Genomic DNA, 17,558 nt, shown 5'->3' on the forward strand with positions numbered 1-17,558 from the left:
CCGATACCGCGTAGTCGTGACCGGTGGCGACTACGAATGGCTGTGCTAGCTTCGTTCGGGCCGCATCAGGCGGCCCCCTCAACTTCGGAGCGTTATCATGGATAAGCGCGACCAGCCGACGCAAAACGTCAATCCCTTCGGTGTCCAGATGGATGCCCCGATGCCTGCCGGCATCACGTCTAAGAAGTGGGCACCGAAGATCGACGATGTCGGCGATATCGGCCGGATCGGCTCCACGCACAGCGGTGGCGACTGGGGCTGAGTGTCCGGGCGTTATTTCGATCCGCCGTATATCACCGAAGCCGTCTCGTCACCGAGGCGGCTTTTTTCGTGAAGGAGCTTGCCAGTGATCAAGGCTGAGATGGCGCTGGCCGACCTGTCGTTCGCCCCTGTCATGCATGAGGCACGCCTTACTCTGGGCTCGAGCTACCTCGTTCCTCATAGCCATCCCATGCTGGAGACACGCCTGGTGCGGATGCCGGGTCGATGGTTTCTGGTTGTCAGAGAGCGCATGGCCATATGCAGCGGCGACTCGGACGCCCGCGCTACCGTCGTCGACGCAAAGGATGACGCGACGTATGACGCCCTGCATCGGGACTGTCTGCTCTGGCCGCTCGACTACGTGCTGATCGAGGCGGCACAGGCGGGACACCGTCTGCGTATTCGTGCGGGCGTGCTCGGCACGGCCCCCGTGTATTGCAGGGTGACCGACGACCGTGTCAGCGTCTCGTGGGACTCGGCGGATTTCGCCCGCGGGCCCGCGGTGATCGATACGGAGGTGGCGGTTCATCAGCTGGTCCTTCGTACGACTTATGCGGCACGGCAGCTGTATACGGGCGTGGTGCTGCTGACCGAGCGCGCGTCGCTGTTTGTCGAGCCGGGCGGCGCGCGGTATCGCTATCCGGAGGCTGTCGAGGATACGGCGCCCGTCGATGACGACGGGGAGGACACGCTGCCGACATTCGCCGCCGCCCTGGAACGAGCCGTCTCGCTGCGTCCCTGGCTCGAAGGGAGCGTGTCCCTCGAGCTCAGTGGCGGAATGGACTCGGCGACGGTCGCGGCAGCACTCGCGAGCCTGCACCGGAACATCGACAGCAAGGGCATCCTGCTCGACGGCGAGGTACGTGCTCCGCAGGTAAGGCGACGCCGGCAGATCGCGGATCGCCTCGGGCTGGCCGATCACACCGTCGACATCAGCGATTATCCGCCCAGTCTCGATCTGGACACACCGCGGGAGACTTACGGCTTCTGCCGTGAGTTCTATCTGGAAGCGTGTTCGGCGCTCTGGTCCTCGGCCCGCGACAAAGGACGCCATACCCTGTTTACCGGTGTCGGCGGCGACGAGCTGTTTCCCGCCTACCTCGACGAGATCTCCGTCGAGGCGGCGAAGGGCCCCCTCTGGGGCCGCGACGCCCGCAGCTATGCGGAAGGACTGCTGACGCCGTGTGCGCAGGCGATCGCACGCAGCCGGCCGCTCTTCGACGCGCCCGCCAGTCCGGTACCCGTGACATCGCTGCTGGCGAATGCTTGCCGCTCTCCGGATCTGTTGAAGCACGGGCAGTGGCCGGTTCATCCGCTGAGCGATCCTCAGCTTGCCTATCTGTGTCACCGGCTGCCACGGAGCAGCCGCGAGGGGAGGGAAGTCATGCGGCGCTACCTCGAGAGCCGGCTGGGGGGCGATGTCTTTCCGAAGGGTTATCTCAAGGAAACCTTCGCCCATGTGTTGCCGGCCCTCGTCGCGCGGCATGCCGACCGCCTTCTTGCGCAGCTGCGGGAGTGCGCACTGGCGGACCTCGGGCTGGTCGACCGGGACGCTGTCGCGCGCCTGGTCCGGCATGTCGCTGCGACACTGTCTCACCCGGCAACGTCCGCGCTCGCCTCGTTCCTCTGGCTGGAACGATGCGCGCGGCAGGCGAGCGCTGCCGGTTTCCATAGCGGGGCGGGTCCAGGAGCCGCTACCTACGGTACATAACGGGCGGACGCGTGGCGCGATCGGATTTGTCAGTGCCCCTTGGCCTGCCTAAGCTCGGTCCATGGCTCTTCCCGACACATTCCCGGTCTCGCCGCGTGCACTTGCGGCCGCTGGCATTTCGCTCGATCGACTATGCGAGCGCGCAGGTGTCGCGCCCACGACGCACTGGGTCACGGCTGACTTCTTCAAACTCTGGGCGGCGGCCGATCGGGACATCGACGATCGCGCCGCCGGGCTGCGCTTCGGCGTCGACGGCGTCACCCGGGGTTACAGCGTGGCCGCCGTCGTGGGGCTTCATGCGCCCGACTTTCGCCGTGCGCTTTCTGCGATCGCGCGGTACAAACGCCTGACGTGCCCCGAACTCGTGGAGATCGACGTGCGGTCCGACGAGGTCGCCGTGTGCTACCGGTGGCTTCAGGCGACGGGCGAGGTGCCGCGGTTGCTGGTCGACATGACCATGGCATCGCTGCGCGAGCTGGCCCGACGCGGAACGGCGGGGCAGGTAGCGCCCATCCGACTCGAGCTGACGCGACGTCCCGCGGACCGCGAGCTCCTCCGCGCGCACTTTGGATGCGACGTCCGCTTCGGTGCGCCGTGCGACGCGATGGTGTTCCGGCGATCCGCGCTGGATGTGCCGCTCACCACAGCCAATGGCGAAGCCTTTTCTCGTCTTGTGGATGGACTCGAAAAGCAGATGGCCCAGAGGGATGACACCCCGGCTCTCGTCGGAGAGCTGCGCATTGCGATCGCTCGCCAGCTCAGTGAGGGCCGTCGCGTAAGCGTCGCCGAGATATCGCGCCGGCTCGGCCTTACCAGCCGTACGCTGCAGCGTCGACTGGCTGAGCAAGCCACCCGTTTCCAGTACGAGCTTTCCGCGGTGAGACGAACGACCGCATCGCGGCTTCTGGCCAACACCGACCTCGATGCGGTGGCGATCTCCATGCTGATCGGCTTCGCCGAACCCAATTCGTTTTCCCGCGCATTTCATGCGTGGGAAAAAACCACGCCCGCCCACTGGCGCGAGCGCTACCTCAAGGATCAATCCATGATCGACGCAGCGGTTTCTTCATGACCGGTAAACGTGTGCTCGTCACCGGTGGATCCGGTTTCATTGCCGGGCACTGCATACTCCAGCTCCTCGCCCAGGGCTACGCCGTGCGAACGACCGTGCGTTCCCTCGCGAAGGAAGCGTCAGCGCGCAAGACTCTCGAAGATGCGGTAATGATCCACGGCGAGCATCTGAGTTTCGCCGCTGCCGACCTGCTCGAAGATACCGGCTGGGCGGACGCCGTCGCCGGGATGGATTTCATCCTGCATGTGGCCTCACCCGTGATGCCGGGACACGTCGACAACGAGAACGACGTGATCGTGCCAGCGCGTGAGGGGACCTTGCGGGTGCTGCGTGCGGCACGCGATGCGGGTATTCGTCGCGTCGTGCTTACGTCGGCTTTTCATGCTGTGAGCTGGGGCCATCCTCATGAGGACCACGTGTTCACCGAAAAAGACTGGACGGTGCCAGACGGACCGGGCGTCGATGCCTACGGAAAGAGCAAAACGCTGGCGGAGCGAGCCGCCTGGGACTTCGTGTCCTCTCACGGCGGTGCGCCGGAGCTGACGACCATGCTGCCGGTCGCCGTCATGGGGCCTGTGATGGGGCGAGAAGTCACCGGTGCCAACCACGTGGTGCAACGACTGCTGACGGGGACGCTGCGGGCCTTCCCGGACCTGTACATTCCGATCGTCGATGTGCGCGACGTGGCGGCGGCGCACATCCTCGCGATGACGCATCCCGACGCCGCAGGCGAGCGCTTTCTGTTGTCGAACGGTCCGGCCATCGCGATGAAGGACATCGGGGCCATCATCAGGGCGGAACTGGGTGAGGCTGCCCGTCGTGTGCCGACTCGTTCCATGCCGAGCGTGGTCGTCCGCATCGTGGCACGCTTCCGGAAGGAGCTGCGCCCCTTCGTGCGCGATCTCGGCTACGCGAAACAGACCAGTAACGAAAAGGCGCGGCGGATGCTTGGATGGAATCCGAAGGCGCCGCGCGTGGCTATCGTGGATGCTGCCAGGAGCATGCTCAGGAGTGGCCTTTTGGGCTAGCCCCGCCGCCGCTCTCGCGAAGCGCAGAACGCGTACGATATCCAGCCCGTCGGTTTATTCTGACCGTGTGCGGCGAGCCGGATAGGCCGGCGATCCTATGCCGCAGCGCACATGGCGCCCCGTCGATTCTTGTTGCAAGATATTGCGCAACAAGGGGGATACATGGAAGCATCGCAAGGGGTGAGCGCCCACGGCAACCTGCCGTCCGGCGTGGGGATGAAGCTGGGCGCCATGGCGCTGGCTGTGGCATTGGCACTGGGGCTTTCAGCGTGCGGCGGCGGTGGGGGCGGCGGCAACGTCCGACCCACACAGCCCACGCAGCCCACGCAGCCCACGCAGCCCGTACAGCCCACGTCGCCGCCCTCGGGCGGAAGCGGCACGACGCCCTCGGGCGAAATCGACGTCGCCGCGAACGACGTCGTCGTGCGAGCTGACAACCTGACCGGGTCGACCGATCTGGTAAAAGGCGGCGCGGGCACGCTCACGCTCACCGGCACCAATAGCTACACCGGGACGACGCTCGTGCAGGCGGGCAGTCTCTATGTCGATGGCGATCAGTCGGCCGCCACGGGGGCCGCGACCGTGGCCAGCGGCGCGACGCTCGGCGGCCAGGGCATCATCGGCGGAAGCGTGACGGTTTCCGACGGCGCGACCCTGGCGCCGGGCAGCAGCGGCGCGATCGGTACGCTCACCGTCAACGGCAACCTCAGTCTGTCGTCGGGTTCCCGGCTGGACTACGGTCTGGGCGATTTTGTCGACGTCAAAGGCAACCTGACGCTGGATGGCACGCTCGGTGGAAGCCCGGCGTCCGGTTCCGCGACGGGGCCCGGCGTCTATCGACTCATGAGTTACGGCGGCAGCCTGGTGAACAACGGGCTGGACGCAGCGGCCGGCTGGCTCGTGCAGACCGGCGTGGCGCACCAGGTGAATCTGGTGAATGCCAAGGGCACGCGTCTCAGCTTCTGGGATGGCGATGCCGGCCCGGCCAGTGACAACGTGGTCAATGGCGGCAACGGCACGTGGCAAAGCGGCAACGCCGCGTCCAGAGCGAACTGGACGGACGCCAACGGCGTGACCAACACCGGGTTCGCCGATGGATCGTTCGCCGTGTTCCAGAGCACACCCGGCACGGTCACTGTCGACGCCAGCCAGGGCGACGTCAGCGTTGCCGGCATGCAGTTCGCGAGCAACGGCTATATCGTGCGGGGTGATGCGATTCATCTGACCGGTAGCGCGACCGATCCAGGGCAGTCGATCATCCGCGTGGGCGACGGCAGCACAGCTGGATCGGGCTATGCGGCAACGATCGACAGCGTTCTGACCGGAGCGTCGGGCCTGGTCAAGACGGATGCGGGCACCCTGGTGCTCAGCGGCAGCAATACCTATACAGGCGGCACGACGATCAGTGGCGGCGTGCTGCAGCTGGGCAACGGTGGCACCACCGGCAGCCTTGCGGGCGACGTGACCGACAACGCCGTGCTCGCCTTCAACCGTAGCGACACCAGCAGCTTCAACGGCATCGTCAGCGGCGCCGGCTCCCTGCGGCAGATCGGCAGCGGTACGCTCGTGCTCACTGGCAACAACACCTATACCGGTGGGACCACGGTCGACAATGGCATCCTGCAGATCGGCAACGGGGGTGCCACCGGCTGGCTGGTCGGTGACATCGTCAACAACAAGTACGTCAGGTTTAACCGAAGCGACGATGTCGTCTTCGGCGGAAACATAAGCGGTACCGGTTCGCTGTTGAAGGATGGTGCCGGCAAGTTGATCGTCACGGGTTCGATCACCGAGGACAGCGCCACCACCTCGACACGCCCGACCGTGATCACCGCCGGCACGCTGCAAATTGGCAACGGCGGAACCATCGGCTCGATCGCCGGTGACATCACGAACAACAGCGCGCTGGTCTTCGACCGCAGCGACACGGTGACCGTTGGCGGCATCGTCAGCGGCACGGGCTCACTGACCCAGGCGGGCACGGGCACCTTGATCCTGGCCAACACCGCCATCTTCAGCGATATCACCATCAGCAGAGGTACCCTGCAGATCGGTAACGGCGGCGGCAATTCATGGCGCACCGGAAGCATCGCGAACAACGGCACCCTGATATTCAACTTCGGTTACCCGAGTGGCGTCGGTGGCGGCACCGATGCGGTGATCAGTGGCAGCGGGAACCTGATCAAGCAGGGATCCGACCTGTTCGTCCTCAGCGGCGACAACACCTACACCGGCGGCACGCTGATCAGCGGCGGTACGCTGCGACTTGGTTCGGGGGGCACCACCGGGTCGGTGACCGGCGCCATCACCAACAATGGCGTCCTGGGGTTCGACCGGTCGGACAATGTGACCTTTGCCAATCAGGTCACGGGTACCGGCGCGCTGCGGAAGGACGGCTTCAACACGCTCACCCTCACCGGCGATGTGGCAAGCACGGGCGGAACGACCGTCGCGCTCGGCACGCTCCAGATCGGCAATGGTGGAACGTCGGGCACGCTGGCGGGCGATGTCTTTGTCAGCGGCACGCTGGCGTTCAACCGCAGTGACGACCAGACCTTCAGCGGGAACATCAGCGGGGATGGCCAGGTAGTGAAGCTCGGCGGTAACACTCTCACGCTCACGCGCGGCAACGCGTCCAGCGGTGGTGGCGGTCCATGGTTCGGCACCGATGTGGTCGATGGCACCCTGAGGATCGCGAGCGGAGCGGCGCTGAAGTACTCGACCACCGTGGGCGGCAACCTCGCCCATGCGGTCCTGCAAGTGGACCACGGCGCGACCATCGCGTACACGACGCTTGCCGACGGGGCCACGTTGGACAACGCCGGCCTCGTGCATACGAACGATGCGTTCACGGCGGTGGGTGGCACCCGTGCCGCCACCGTGCTCAACCACGACGGTGGCGTGATCGAGACGGTACCCCAGGTGGGTTACGTCGGTGGCGCCGTCAATCTCGGCGCGAACAGCACGTTGATCAACGCCTCGGGCGCCATCATTCGCGGAGCCATCGGTGTGGAGTCGTCGGGCGTGGTCACCAACGACGGCGGGACCATCACCGGTATGACCGATGACGGCATCAATGGCCACATGACCGCGGTCACGAATACGAATGGCGGTCAGATCACCTCGGGGAACGACTCGCGGCTGCCCACCGCTCCCATCAGCGCCGGCATATTCTCGTACGGCCACGACGCAACGATCAGCAATCTGAGCGCCAGTTCGATTCTTGGCAAGCGCGTTGGCGTCGCCCTGAACGATGGCGGCACGGTATTCAATGACGGTGGCAGCCTCATCTCGGGCAGTACCGGTGTATCCACCTACAACCAGGACCTGACGATCGCCACCGTCAACAATACGAACGGCGCCCGGATCACCGGTGCGCAGACGGGCATCAGGCTCGAGTTCGGCGGTGTCGTGAACAATGGCGCAGGCTCGACGATCGAGACGACCGCACCGACATCGGGCGATTGTTCGGGGACGCCGGCCTGTGCCATTTACGTGCCGGTCTACGGTGGCGTCGGCAACTACGGTTCCGTAGGCACACTCACCCTGTCCAATGCGGGTTTCATCCTGGGCGACGTGCAGATGGACCCGGCTCGCGTCAACGACATCACGCTGATCGCCGGCGGCTACATTCACGGCGCACTGAAGATCGGCAGCAATACGGCATCCACCCTGACGCTCGATGGCGGCGCCGGCAGCAGCCAGCTGTATTCGACAGCGGTGACAGGCGGCACGACATTTGGCGGAAGCCTGATCAAGAACGGCGCCGGTACCTGGACGCTCGATAACAATCAGTTGCAGGGCGTGACGAACACATCGATCAACGCGGGTTCGCTGCGTGCCTCGCAGGCGATCGCGGGTAACGTGACCGTCAATGCGGGAGGCACGCTCGACGGCGTTCCCGGGGTCAATGGCAACCTCATCAACGCGGGCAGGGTCGCCTTGCATGGCGGCGATACATCGGTCGGCGGCAATTTCGGCCAGGCGTCCGGCGGCAGGCTTGCCGTGAGTCTCGGCAGCAAACTCGCCGTTACCGGTTCGGCCGCGCTCGACGGTACGCTCGAGGTCACCGGTGCCGACAACGGGTATGTCAGCAATACGCACACGGATGTACTTACCGCAACGGGCGGTGTCACCGGGACGTTCGGTGCGCTGGTCAAGGATTCCGGTGTCGTCTTCACCTCCAGCACGATCAACTACGGCCCGAACAGCGTGTGGCTCGACACGACGGGCCTCAACATCACGGCCGCCATGCAGAGCAGGGGAGCGGTGCTGACCCGCGCCTCGCTGGCCAGCGCCCAGCGCGTGCAGAGCGCATTTACGCAGCTGGACACGCGCATCGCCAGTGGGACCGTCTCGGCGGTTCCCTCGAACTTCGTCGAGGCGGCAGGGCAGTTCCAGCAAGCGCCCACGGTGCAGGCGGCACAGTTCTCGCTGGAGAGTCTGTCAGGCGAGCTGCATGCGGCCAGCGCCGCCATGACGTTCGAGGCGATCGATGCGTCGGGCCGTGCCATGTCCGATCACTTCGACGACCTGCTCGACAAGAAGGCAGGTTATGGGATGTGGACGCACAACCTCAGCACCAGCGGCGACATGGGGCGGTCCGGCTTCGACGGCGTCGGGTACCAGTTGAACGGCTGGATGGTCGGTAGCGATCAGCAGATCGGAAGCTCGGGGGTCGCGGGTTTCGCGTTCGGGCAGAGCCAGGCGCGTCAACAGCTCGACCGGAGTTCCGACCGCAATCGCGGCCGGAACACCGAAGGCATGTTTTACGCAGGAACGTTCAACGGCAACTGGTACACGCAGGGGCGTATCGGGTTTGGCCACTTCCAGCAGGACGTGAATCGTCAGCTGCTGCTTGGGACGAGCGCCCAGGGCGTCGGGACACGGTACGGCGGCGATTACAACGTCGCCTACGGCGAAAGCGGTCTGAACCTGGACTGGGCGGGCACGCGGGTCTTGCCGTTCGTCAATGTCGAGTACGCGAACATCCGACGCGACGGGTTCGCGGAGCAGGGTGCCGGTGGATTCGGTCTGCAGGCGAATGCACAGACGGTGGACCGGTGGCAGGCCGGTGTCGGCTTGCGCGCCAGTCGACGCTGGGATTTTGGCGGTGGACGCTCACTGGATTTGCGGATGAGTGCGCAGTTTCAGCGGACCGTGGCGTCGCGTGGCGATGTGTTCGAGGCCAGCTTCGTGGGGCTTCAGCAGTACCAGCCACTGGTGGGGATCGGCCTGTCGCGCTACAGCGGCTTGTTCAATGTCGGCTTGAAGGCGGCGTTGTCGGAGCTTACGTCGCTGGACTTTGGCTATGATTATCAGCGAGGGCAGCGGGATCAGGCGCAGATGGTATCGGCGCGATTGATCAAGGCGTTCTGACCGCCACGCGTTGCGAAGCATACGGACCGGAAGGCGGGATCGTTCCTACAGGCGGCTCTTCACTGAACCCGCCCTTCCGGCTCCGGAACATGGAGCGTGCACAACGCCGCCATCACCAGACTGATCCCGCCGATGCCCAGTGCCCAGATCGGCTGGTTGTGAAAGCACAGCCGCAGCAACATCCCCAGGATGCTTGCCGCCAGCACCTGCGGGATCACGATAAAGAAATTGAAGATGCCCATGTACACGCCCATCTTCGCCGTCGGCAAATGGTCGGACAGCAGCGCATAAGGCAGCGACAGAATCGATGCCCATGCGAAGCCGACACCGACCATGGAAGCGAGCAGCCAGCGGGGATCGCGGATATAGAGGAATGACAGGAGTCCCGCACCGCCAAGGCACAGGTTCACCACGTGACTCATGCGGAGCCCCCACCGGCGCACCATCAGCGGGATGATGACCGCCGCAAGGGCGCCAAAGCCGTTGTAGGCGGCGAACAGAACACCCACCCAGTTCGCGCCTTCGTTGTACGCGGCCGAGCTGGTGTCGCCCGTGCCGTACATCGTCTGCGTCACTCCCGCCGTGGCGTAGATCCACATCGCGAACAGCGCGAACCACGAAAACAACTGCACACCCGCCAGCCGCCGCATGGACTCCGGCATGCCGTAGAGATCGCCGGTGATTTCGCGCAGCATGCCCCGGCTACCCGTCCGCCTGAGCCAGCTGAGCAGAAGTCCGAAGACGATCAGTCCGCCCGCAAGGAGGTAGACCTCCTTCTCCAGCGAGAAGTGCCTGATCGCAACCAGGACAACGCCACCTGACAGCAGCAAGAGCGCACCGGGTCTGCCGGCGCCCGACACGTCGACCGGCGGCCGCTCAGGCACGGCATCGGCGAACGAGCGCAGCTGCGCGGGTGAGTACTCGCGCGTGGTCAGCATCGTCCAGAGCACAGCGCCGAGCAGCACGGCGCCGCCGACGTAAAAGGCGTACTTCACCGTGTCGGGAATGCCTCCCTGCGGCGCCACGTTGGCGACGCCGAAGCGCGCGAGCACCCAGGGCAACAGCGAAGCGACCACCGCCCCCGCACCGATGAAGAAGCTCTGCATGGCGAAGCCCGCGGGACCCTGCCTCGTCGGCAGCTGGTCCCCGACCAGGGCGCGGAACGGCTCCATCGAGACGTTGATCGACGCATCCAGAATCCATAGCAGCCCGGCGGCTATCCACAAGGCCGGGGCGTTAGGCATCCAGAGGAGGCCCAGCGAAGCGAATACCGCGCCCGCCAGGAAGTATGGCCGACGCCGGCCCAGCCGGTTCCAGGTGCGATCAGAGTAGTGACCTACGATGGGTTGGACGATCAGACCCGTCAGCGGCGCGGCGATCCACAGCGCGGGGATGTCGTTGACGTCCGCGCCCAGCGTCTGGAATATCCGGCTGACATTCGCATTCTGCAATGCGAGGCCGAACTGGAGACCGAGGAAGCCGAAGCACATGTTCCAGATCTGCCAGAACGAAAGCGCGGAGCGTTTTGTCATCCGTACGTAGCCGGCACATCCGTCAGGGATATGCTCAGCGCGCACGTAGCGGGTCTGCATGGTCGTTCCGGGTCATGGGTCCCTCTCTCCAGTCACCGTTATGTCATGGACCGGGCCAGGCCGCATGTTGCGGGCGCAGCATCGCCACGGGATGTTGCGCTTGTAAACCGGAGGGATCTGACGGCATAGTCGTTGGACAGTGTGACGACAGCGGAGAATCCATGCGGGTACGCCTCGAAGATGTGGCGCGCAAAGCCGGCGTATCGCCCAAGACGGTGTCGCGTGTGCTCAACGACGAGGCCAATGTCACTGACGCCACGCGTGAGCGCGTGCGTGCGGCCATGGAGGAAATGGATTATCGCCCCCATCCGTCGGCGCGCAGTCTGGCGGGTAACCGCTCGTTCCTGGTCGCGATGCTGTACGACAACAACGACAATCCGGCATCGACGTATCTGGCCGAGATCCAGGACGGCGTGCTCGAGGCCTGCGACGCGCATCGCTACAGCATGATGGTGCGACCGCTGCGCATGCGCGACAGCGACTTCATCCGCCGCCTCGATACACTCATCTCCGACCATCACCCCGATGGCGTGGTGCTGACGCCACCCATTACCGAGTACGCGCCGCTATTGAAACGCCTGCGCGAGGCGGACGTTCCTTTTTCCGCGGTGTCGCCGGTGAAGCGAAGCAAGACCCTCGGCGTGATGATGGACGAGCAGAGCGCCGCGCGTGCGATGGTCGGGCATCTGCTGGAACTCGGGCACACGCGGATCGCCCATGTGATCGGCATCGCGAATCATGGCGCCAGTCGATGGCGCCTGGCAGGCTACCGTGAAGCCATAGCGGCAGCGGGACTACCCGAAGATCCGGCGCTGGTGGTGCAGGGTGCTTTTACCTTCGCCTCGGGCGTGGAGGCGGCGCGCCACCTGTTCTCGCTCGCCGACCGACCGACCGCGGTGTTCGCGGCCAACGACGATATGGCGACCGGTGTGATGTGGGCGGCGGGCGAGTTCGGCCTCAAGGTGCCTGACGACGTCTCGGTCTGCGGCTTCGACGATACGCCTCTGTCGCGTCAGCTGTGGCCGGCCCTTACCACCGTGCTGCAACCGAGCCGCGAGATGGGCAGGATCGCGGCCGAGCAGTTGCTGGCCGAATTGCGAGGCCGTGGTACGGGCAAGCTGGTCCAGATGCCGTTTTCCCTGCAGATCCGAGGCTCGACCGCCCTCGCTCCCTGAGCGGACCCGTGGCGCCCGCCCGCGCCGGGCCCATGCTGCATCGCAAATTGACAGCGCTGTCATTCCTGCCACGATGCGCCTCGGAAGCGTACCGCCGGTGCGCGTGGATGGAGCCTGCTTGTGCCATTGCTGCAGCCGTTGGGTCTGTTATCGCGACGCTTGCCCGTAGCGCTTTCCCTTGCCGGGGCCTTGCTGTCTGCCATTCCCGCCATGGCGGGCGACGCCGCCGCCGTCCATCCCGAACAGTGGCCGAAGGGTGCTTCGCCGCTCGCGCCCGATCCCGCGCTTGAAGCCCGCATCCGTGCGCTGCTGCGGACGATGACGGTGGAAGAAAAGGTCGGCCAGATGATCCAGGCCGACATCAAGTACGTCACGCCGGACGATGTACGCGAGTATCGACTGGGCTCGGTCCTGGCGGGCGGTAATTCCAAGCCACCGGGACAGCCGTTTCCCGTGGCCACGCAGTGGCAGGCGCTGGCCGATGCGTTCTACCGTGCGTCGATGGACACGTCGCGGGGAGGCAAGGCCATCCCGGTGCTGTTCGGCATCGACGCCGTGCACGGGCACAACAATCTCGTCGGCAGCACGCTGTTCCCGCAGAATTCCGGGCTCGGCGCCACCCGCGATCCGCAGCTGATTCACGACATCGGTGAGGTCACGGCGCAGGAGCTGCGTGCCAGCGGCATCGGCTGGACCTTCGCGCCCACACTCACCGTGCCGCAGGATGTGCGCTGGGGGCGCTCGTACGAAGGCTATTCGCAGAACCCCGAGATAGTCGCGGCATACGCCGCGGCGGTCGTTGAAGGGCTGGAAGGCAAGCCAGGTACGCCGTCATTCCTGGATGCCGGGCATGTCATCGCCACCGCCAAGCACTTCCTCGGTGACGGCGGTACGCACGATGGCAGAGATCAGGGCGACGCACGGATCAGCGAGGCGACGCTGCGTGACATCCACGGTGCCGGCTATCCGCCTGCGATCAAGGCGGGCGTTCAGGTGGTAATGGTTTCGTTCTCGAGCTGGAACGGCATCAAGATGGCCGGCAACAAGGCACTGATCACCGGTGTGCTGAAGGAGCGCATGGGCTTCGATGGGATCGTCCTCGGCGACTGGAACGCCCACGGTCAGGTACCCGGCTGCACCAACGAGGATTGCGCCGCCGCGTATAACGCCGGGCTGGATATGCTCGAGGCGCCTGACTCGTGGAAAGGTATCTATAAAAACACGCTGGCTGAGGCCAGGGCGGGCGTGATTCCGATGAGCCGCATCGACGACGCGGTGACTCGCATCCTGCGGGTGAAGATGCGCCTCGGCATGTTCGAGGCTGGGCTGCCGTCCACCAACGCGTTGGCGGCAAAGTCGGCCGAGGTGGTCGGAAGCCCGGCGCACCGCGCCGTGGCACGCCGTGCCGTGCGCGAGTCGCTGGTGTTGCTGAAGAACGATGGCGTGCTGCCCATCGACCCGCGCAAGCGGGTCCTGGTCGCTGGCGAAGGCGCCGACAACATCTCCCGGCAAAACGGTGGCTGGACACTCACCTGGCAGGGAACGGGTCTGACGAATGCCAATTTCCCGGGCGCCACATCCGTGTGGGCCGGCCTTCGCGCGCAGGTGGAAGCGGCCGGCGGCAGCGCCGAACTGTCCGTCGACGGTAACTACACGCAGAAGCCGGACGTCGCCATCGTGGTATTCGGCGAGGATCCTTACGCCGAGTTTCAGGGCGACCTGCCGAACCTCGCGTACCGTCCCGGCAACGATCGCGACCTGGATCTGCTTCGCAAACTGCGCGGACAAGGCGTGCCCGTGGTTGCCGTGTTCCTCACCGGCCGCCCGCTTTGGATGAACCGCGAAATCAATGCCGCCGACGCGTTCGTGGTCGCGTGGCTACCGGGCAGCGAAGGCGAGGGTATCGCCGATGTGCTGCTGCGTACCCGCGAAGGATCTGTCGCCCATGACTTTCACGGCAAGCTTGCCTATGCCTGGCCGCGTAACGCGCTGCAGATTCCCGGCGCGATCGCAAAGGGTGACCGTCCGCAGTTCCCTTACGGCTTCGGGCTGACGTATGCCGCTGGTGGCACGATCGGCAAGCTGCCCGAGAACCCGGGGCTGGTCCTCAGCTCGGCCCAAGCCGGCGTCTACTTCACTCGCGGCAAGCCGGCCCAGGATTTCGTGGTGCGTCTGACCGGCGCGGACGGCGCGACCTCCGATGTCAAAGCCACACCCGCCGCCACGGCGGACGGCAGCCTGCATGTCGCTGCGCTCGACTTCAAGGCACAGGAAGACGCGCGAAGCCTCAGCTGGTCCGGTAAGGATTCAGGTGACGCGAGCGTCGCTTTGGTGGCGCCGATGCCACTCGATGTGGATCGTGAAACCAATGGCGACGTGCTGCTGGTGACGATGCTCAGGATCGATGCCGTCTCAGCGGACGATACGTCGAGCGTCGCCATCGGCTGCGGAACCGGATGCGTCGGCTCGGTGCCCGTCGGGAGTCAGCTGGCCGCGCTGCCCAAGGGGGAATGGCTTCGCGTCGGCATTCCGTTGAAATGCTTCCGCGATGCCGGCGCGAACATGAGCAAGGTGGACCGTCCCTTTGAATGGTCCAGCCACAGCGCGGGGCGGATCGCTATCACCGAGGTGTCGCTGGGCACGGTAGCGGACCGTACGTTGACGTGTCCGGGTCATGGCGCCGCGCCGTGACCCTGCAAGACGTTCTTAAGTGCCTTGTCGGCTTGCTGCCACGCAGCAAGCATTCATTGCGAGAGAGTTCTACTATCTAGCAATGACAGCGCTGTCATCTTAAATGGCGGCGCGCAAGGGGAGTGGGGAAATCGTGTCATGGCCGTCGTCCGAGACGGACCACACAGATCCGAATCATCGAGGGAGAGTCAGATGAACCTGCGTCACAAGTTGATGTATGTCGCCATGTCACTCGCGTTTGCGCCGGGTACGCTGCTAGCGGCGGATCAGGACGCCACGGCACAGAACCCACCGCCCAGAAATCCCGAGGCCGCGGACAAAAAGATCCAGAACCTGGATGCCGTCTCGGTATCCGCAACCAAGCGCGATACGCCGTTGCAGAAAACGCCGGTGGCCGTGACCGCGATCGCCGTTGACACGCTCGATCGCGAGCGGGTCATGACGGTCCAGGACCTGACCAAGCTCGTGCCCGGCCTGCAAGGCACCTCGCAGGGTGACCATGGCGTCGTGACACTCACCTTGCGCGGTATTGGCAACGACAGCGCCAAGACCGAGTATGCCGACCCCGAAGTCGCCACCTTCGTCGACGGCGTATACGCGCCGCGTGCCGAAGCCGCCTCGGGCCTGCTGCTGGATATGGATGGCGTGGAAGTGCTGCGCGGTCCCCAGGGCACCCTTTGGGGTCGCAATTCCACCGCCGGTGCCATCAGCTTCCAGACGGCCAAACCGGAGATCGGTGCGGGCTTCTACGGCAATGCACAGGTGGGCGGGGGCAATTTCCACCAGTTCGGCTCGCGTGCCGCCTTCAATCTGCCGATCAGCGACACCTTCGCGATGCGTGTCGCCGTGGTGCACGAGCAGCACGACGGCTACGTCGATTATCAGAAGCCGTCGGGTCAGCTGCCAAGCGTCGCGGACCAGCAACAGGCGTATCTGGCTTCGTCCGCCTCGGGCGGCACGCTGGCCGGGTTCAAGCCGATCGATCCGGGCCAGTACGTCCAGGGCGGCGACAAGTACAACGCACAGGATCAGTCCGCGGCACGCGTCAGCGCGCTGTGGCAACCCAGCGATACGTTCAAGTGGAACCTGTCGTACGAGTACTTCGTCGACCGCGGTACCCCCAGCATGAGCCTGATGCAGACACCACGTCAGGGTCAGGACTTCTGGTCGGCGCTGATCGATACCGCACCATACCTGCATCGCACGTCCAACACGGTGCGCAGCCGCATGGACTGGAACATCAGCGACGGCATGCAGCTCAGCTACATCGCCGGCTACAACCATTACTCCGGCAAGAGCGACTTCGATCAGGACGTCGGTGTCAGCGTGCCCACCAGCTTCACCACCAACGGCGTCTACCAGGACGACCGCACCAACAGCTCGGGCTACAAGAACTGGAGTCAGGAAATCAACCTGAAGTCCACCGGTCCACAGACCGTGGACTGGATTCTCGGTGCGTACTACGGCTACGAAGACAACGACATCCGCTTCGACATCCCCATCATGAATGGCACGCGCTACGGCACGGTGAGCTGGCAGGGGTCCTTCATCCAGCCGAAGGAAACCGTGGAGTCGTATGCGCTGTTCGGTCAGGCTACCTGGCATCTCAGCGACCACTGGCGCCTCACCGGCGGCGCGCGCTGGTCACATGACGACAAGGAGAACAAGGGCGGCGTCAACTGGGGCTGGGCATACGATCCGACCGTGCCGCAGGTGCCGATCTCGCCGGACGTGTATCCGGATCCGTCGAACGGTTTCAGCGTCTCGCAGCGGAACACGGCCAAGTACAGCAAGGGCAAGCCGACGTGGCTGGTTCGCCTGGATACCGACGTGAGCGAGAACGGCCTGGCTTACGCCAGCGTGTCCACCGGCTATAAATCCGGCGGCACGCAGGACGCGGGCACGCTGTACAAACCCGAGACGCTGACCAACTACGAAGTCGGTGCCAAGTTCGTCTTCCTCGACGGCCACATGACCTGGAATTCGGCGGTCTATTACGAAGACTTCAAGAACTTCCAGCTGTCCGCGCCCATCGTCTATCCGGACGGCAACCACGGCCTGGGCTTCTCCAACGTGGGCGGCAGCACCAAGGTCATCGGCTTCGAGTCGGAGCTGGCGTACCAGCAGAAGGGCGATCGCTTCAATCTGATCTTCTCGTCCATTACCAAGAAAGAGCTCGGCAAGCTGATCTACGCCGGTTCCAACGACTATCAGGGTCTGCCGGCGTGCCCGCCCGAGTCGAACCTCGCGAACTGCGCGGACGTTACCGGTAACGATCTGCCTCACGCGCCGAAGGTGTCGCTCACCGCCATCTACGAGCACGACTTTCAGCTCGGCAATGGCGGGCGCCTCACGCCACGCCTGAGCGCGCAGTACCAGAGCGCACAGTGGTTGAGCTACTTCAACCTGGGCGCGGGCGACAAGCAAAAGGCGTATACGCGCGGCGATGTGTCCCTGCGTTACAGCGAGCCGGGTGACAAATGGTGGGTCAACGCATACGTGCAGAACGTGTCCGATGGGCGTATCAGGACCAGCGCAGGCCGCTTCACCATGGCCGACGGCTCGTTGCAGTACGTGTCGCAGTACCTCGCGCCGCGCACGTACGGCTTGCAGCTTGGCGTCTGGCTCTGACGGGCTGAAAGGCAGGGA

General features: G+C 64.9%; 9 protein-coding genes. 8 read left to right on the forward strand and 1 reads right to left on the reverse strand.

All coding sequences use genetic code 11. The annotated features are described in order from the left end of the window. Positions 1 to 97: 97 nt before the first annotated feature. The 5 genes from BLT40_RS20210 (at position 98) to BLT40_RS05300 (ending at position 9,451) form a co-directional block, all read left to right on the forward strand. Positions 98 to 262, forward strand: a complete 165-nt coding sequence (locus BLT40_RS20210; RefSeq protein ID WP_156108729.1) for a hypothetical protein — start codon at positions 98 to 100, stop codon at positions 260 to 262. 84 nt (positions 263 to 346) lie between these two features. After that, the gene (locus tag BLT40_RS05285) at positions 347 to 1,972 is read left to right on the forward strand and encodes an asparagine synthase-related protein (RefSeq protein ID WP_090351976.1); all 1,626 of its coding nucleotides are present in this window, start codon (positions 347 to 349) and stop codon (positions 1,970 to 1,972) included. Between the two features lie 61 nt (positions 1,973 to 2,033). Beyond that, on the forward strand, positions 2,034 to 3,044 hold the full coding sequence (locus BLT40_RS05290) for an AraC family transcriptional regulator (RefSeq protein ID WP_090351978.1): 1,011 nt from the start codon (positions 2,034 to 2,036) through the stop codon (positions 3,042 to 3,044). Next, complete coding sequence (locus BLT40_RS05295) at positions 3,041 to 4,072, forward strand: SDR family oxidoreductase (protein ID WP_090351980.1); 1,032 nt, start codon at positions 3,041 to 3,043, stop codon at positions 4,070 to 4,072. Before BLT40_RS05290 ends, BLT40_RS05295 begins: the two co-directional genes overlap by 4 nt. A gap of 162 nt (positions 4,073 to 4,234) precedes the next feature. Then, positions 4,235 to 9,451 (forward strand): autotransporter-associated beta strand repeat-containing protein, encoded by a 5,217-nt coding sequence (locus BLT40_RS05300; RefSeq protein ID WP_143025839.1) that lies wholly within the window; start codon positions 4,235 to 4,237, stop codon positions 9,449 to 9,451. A 59-nt stretch (positions 9,452 to 9,510) separates the two neighbouring features. Here BLT40_RS05300 and BLT40_RS05305 read toward each other — a convergent pair whose 3' ends face one another. Next, complete coding sequence (locus BLT40_RS05305) at positions 9,511 to 10,983, reverse strand: MFS transporter (protein WP_090352532.1); 1,473 nt, start codon at positions 10,981 to 10,983, stop codon at positions 9,511 to 9,513. A gap of 221 nt (positions 10,984 to 11,204) precedes the next feature. On the opposite strand from BLT40_RS05305, the gene BLT40_RS05310 reads away from it, so the two are divergent. The 3 genes from BLT40_RS05310 (at position 11,205) to BLT40_RS05320 (ending at position 17,540) form a co-directional block, all read left to right on the forward strand. Continuing rightward, positions 11,205 to 12,218, forward strand: coding sequence for a LacI family DNA-binding transcriptional regulator (locus BLT40_RS05310; RefSeq protein ID WP_090351984.1), 1,014 nt, complete (start codon positions 11,205 to 11,207; stop codon positions 12,216 to 12,218). A 210-nt stretch (positions 12,219 to 12,428) separates the two neighbouring features. Then, complete coding sequence (locus BLT40_RS05315; protein WP_090351986.1) at positions 12,429 to 14,909, forward strand: glycoside hydrolase family 3 protein; 2,481 nt, start codon at positions 12,429 to 12,431, stop codon at positions 14,907 to 14,909. A gap of 192 nt (positions 14,910 to 15,101) precedes the next feature. Next, positions 15,102 to 17,540 (forward strand): TonB-dependent receptor, encoded by a 2,439-nt coding sequence (locus tag BLT40_RS05320; RefSeq protein ID WP_079519788.1) that lies wholly within the window; start codon positions 15,102 to 15,104, stop codon positions 17,538 to 17,540. Positions 17,541 to 17,558 lie beyond the last annotated feature (18 nt).

It is taken from the genome of Dyella sp. 333MFSha, assembly GCF_900102405.1.
GTDB classification, from domain to species: Bacteria; Pseudomonadota; Gammaproteobacteria; order Xanthomonadales; family Rhodanobacteraceae; genus Luteibacter; species Luteibacter mycovicinus.

Bases quoted from the DNA above. Each gene is read 5' to 3' on its own strand.
- BLT40_RS05300 (WP_143025839.1), top strand. From the start codon at position 4,235: ATGGAAGCATCGCAAGGGGTGAGCGCCCACGGCAACCTGCCGTCCGGC.
- BLT40_RS05295 (WP_090351980.1), top strand. From the start codon at position 3,041: ATGACCGGTAAACGTGTGCTCGTCACCGGTGGATCCGGTTTCATTGCC.
- BLT40_RS20210 (WP_156108729.1), top strand. From the start codon at position 98: ATGGATAAGCGCGACCAGCCGACGCAAAACGTCAATCCCTTCGGTGTC.
- BLT40_RS05290 (WP_090351978.1), top strand. From the start codon at position 2,034: ATGGCTCTTCCCGACACATTCCCGGTCTCGCCGCGTGCACTTGCGGCC.
- BLT40_RS05315 (WP_090351986.1), top strand. From the start codon at position 12,429: ATGGCGGGCGACGCCGCCGCCGTCCATCCCGAACAGTGGCCGAAGGGT.
- BLT40_RS05305 (WP_090352532.1), bottom strand. From the start codon at position 10,983: ATGACAAAACGCTCCGCGCTTTCGTTCTGGCAGATCTGGAACATGTGC.
- BLT40_RS05320 (WP_079519788.1), top strand. From the start codon at position 15,102: ATGAACCTGCGTCACAAGTTGATGTATGTCGCCATGTCACTCGCGTTT.
- BLT40_RS05310 (WP_090351984.1), top strand. From the start codon at position 11,205: ATGCGGGTACGCCTCGAAGATGTGGCGCGCAAAGCCGGCGTATCGCCC.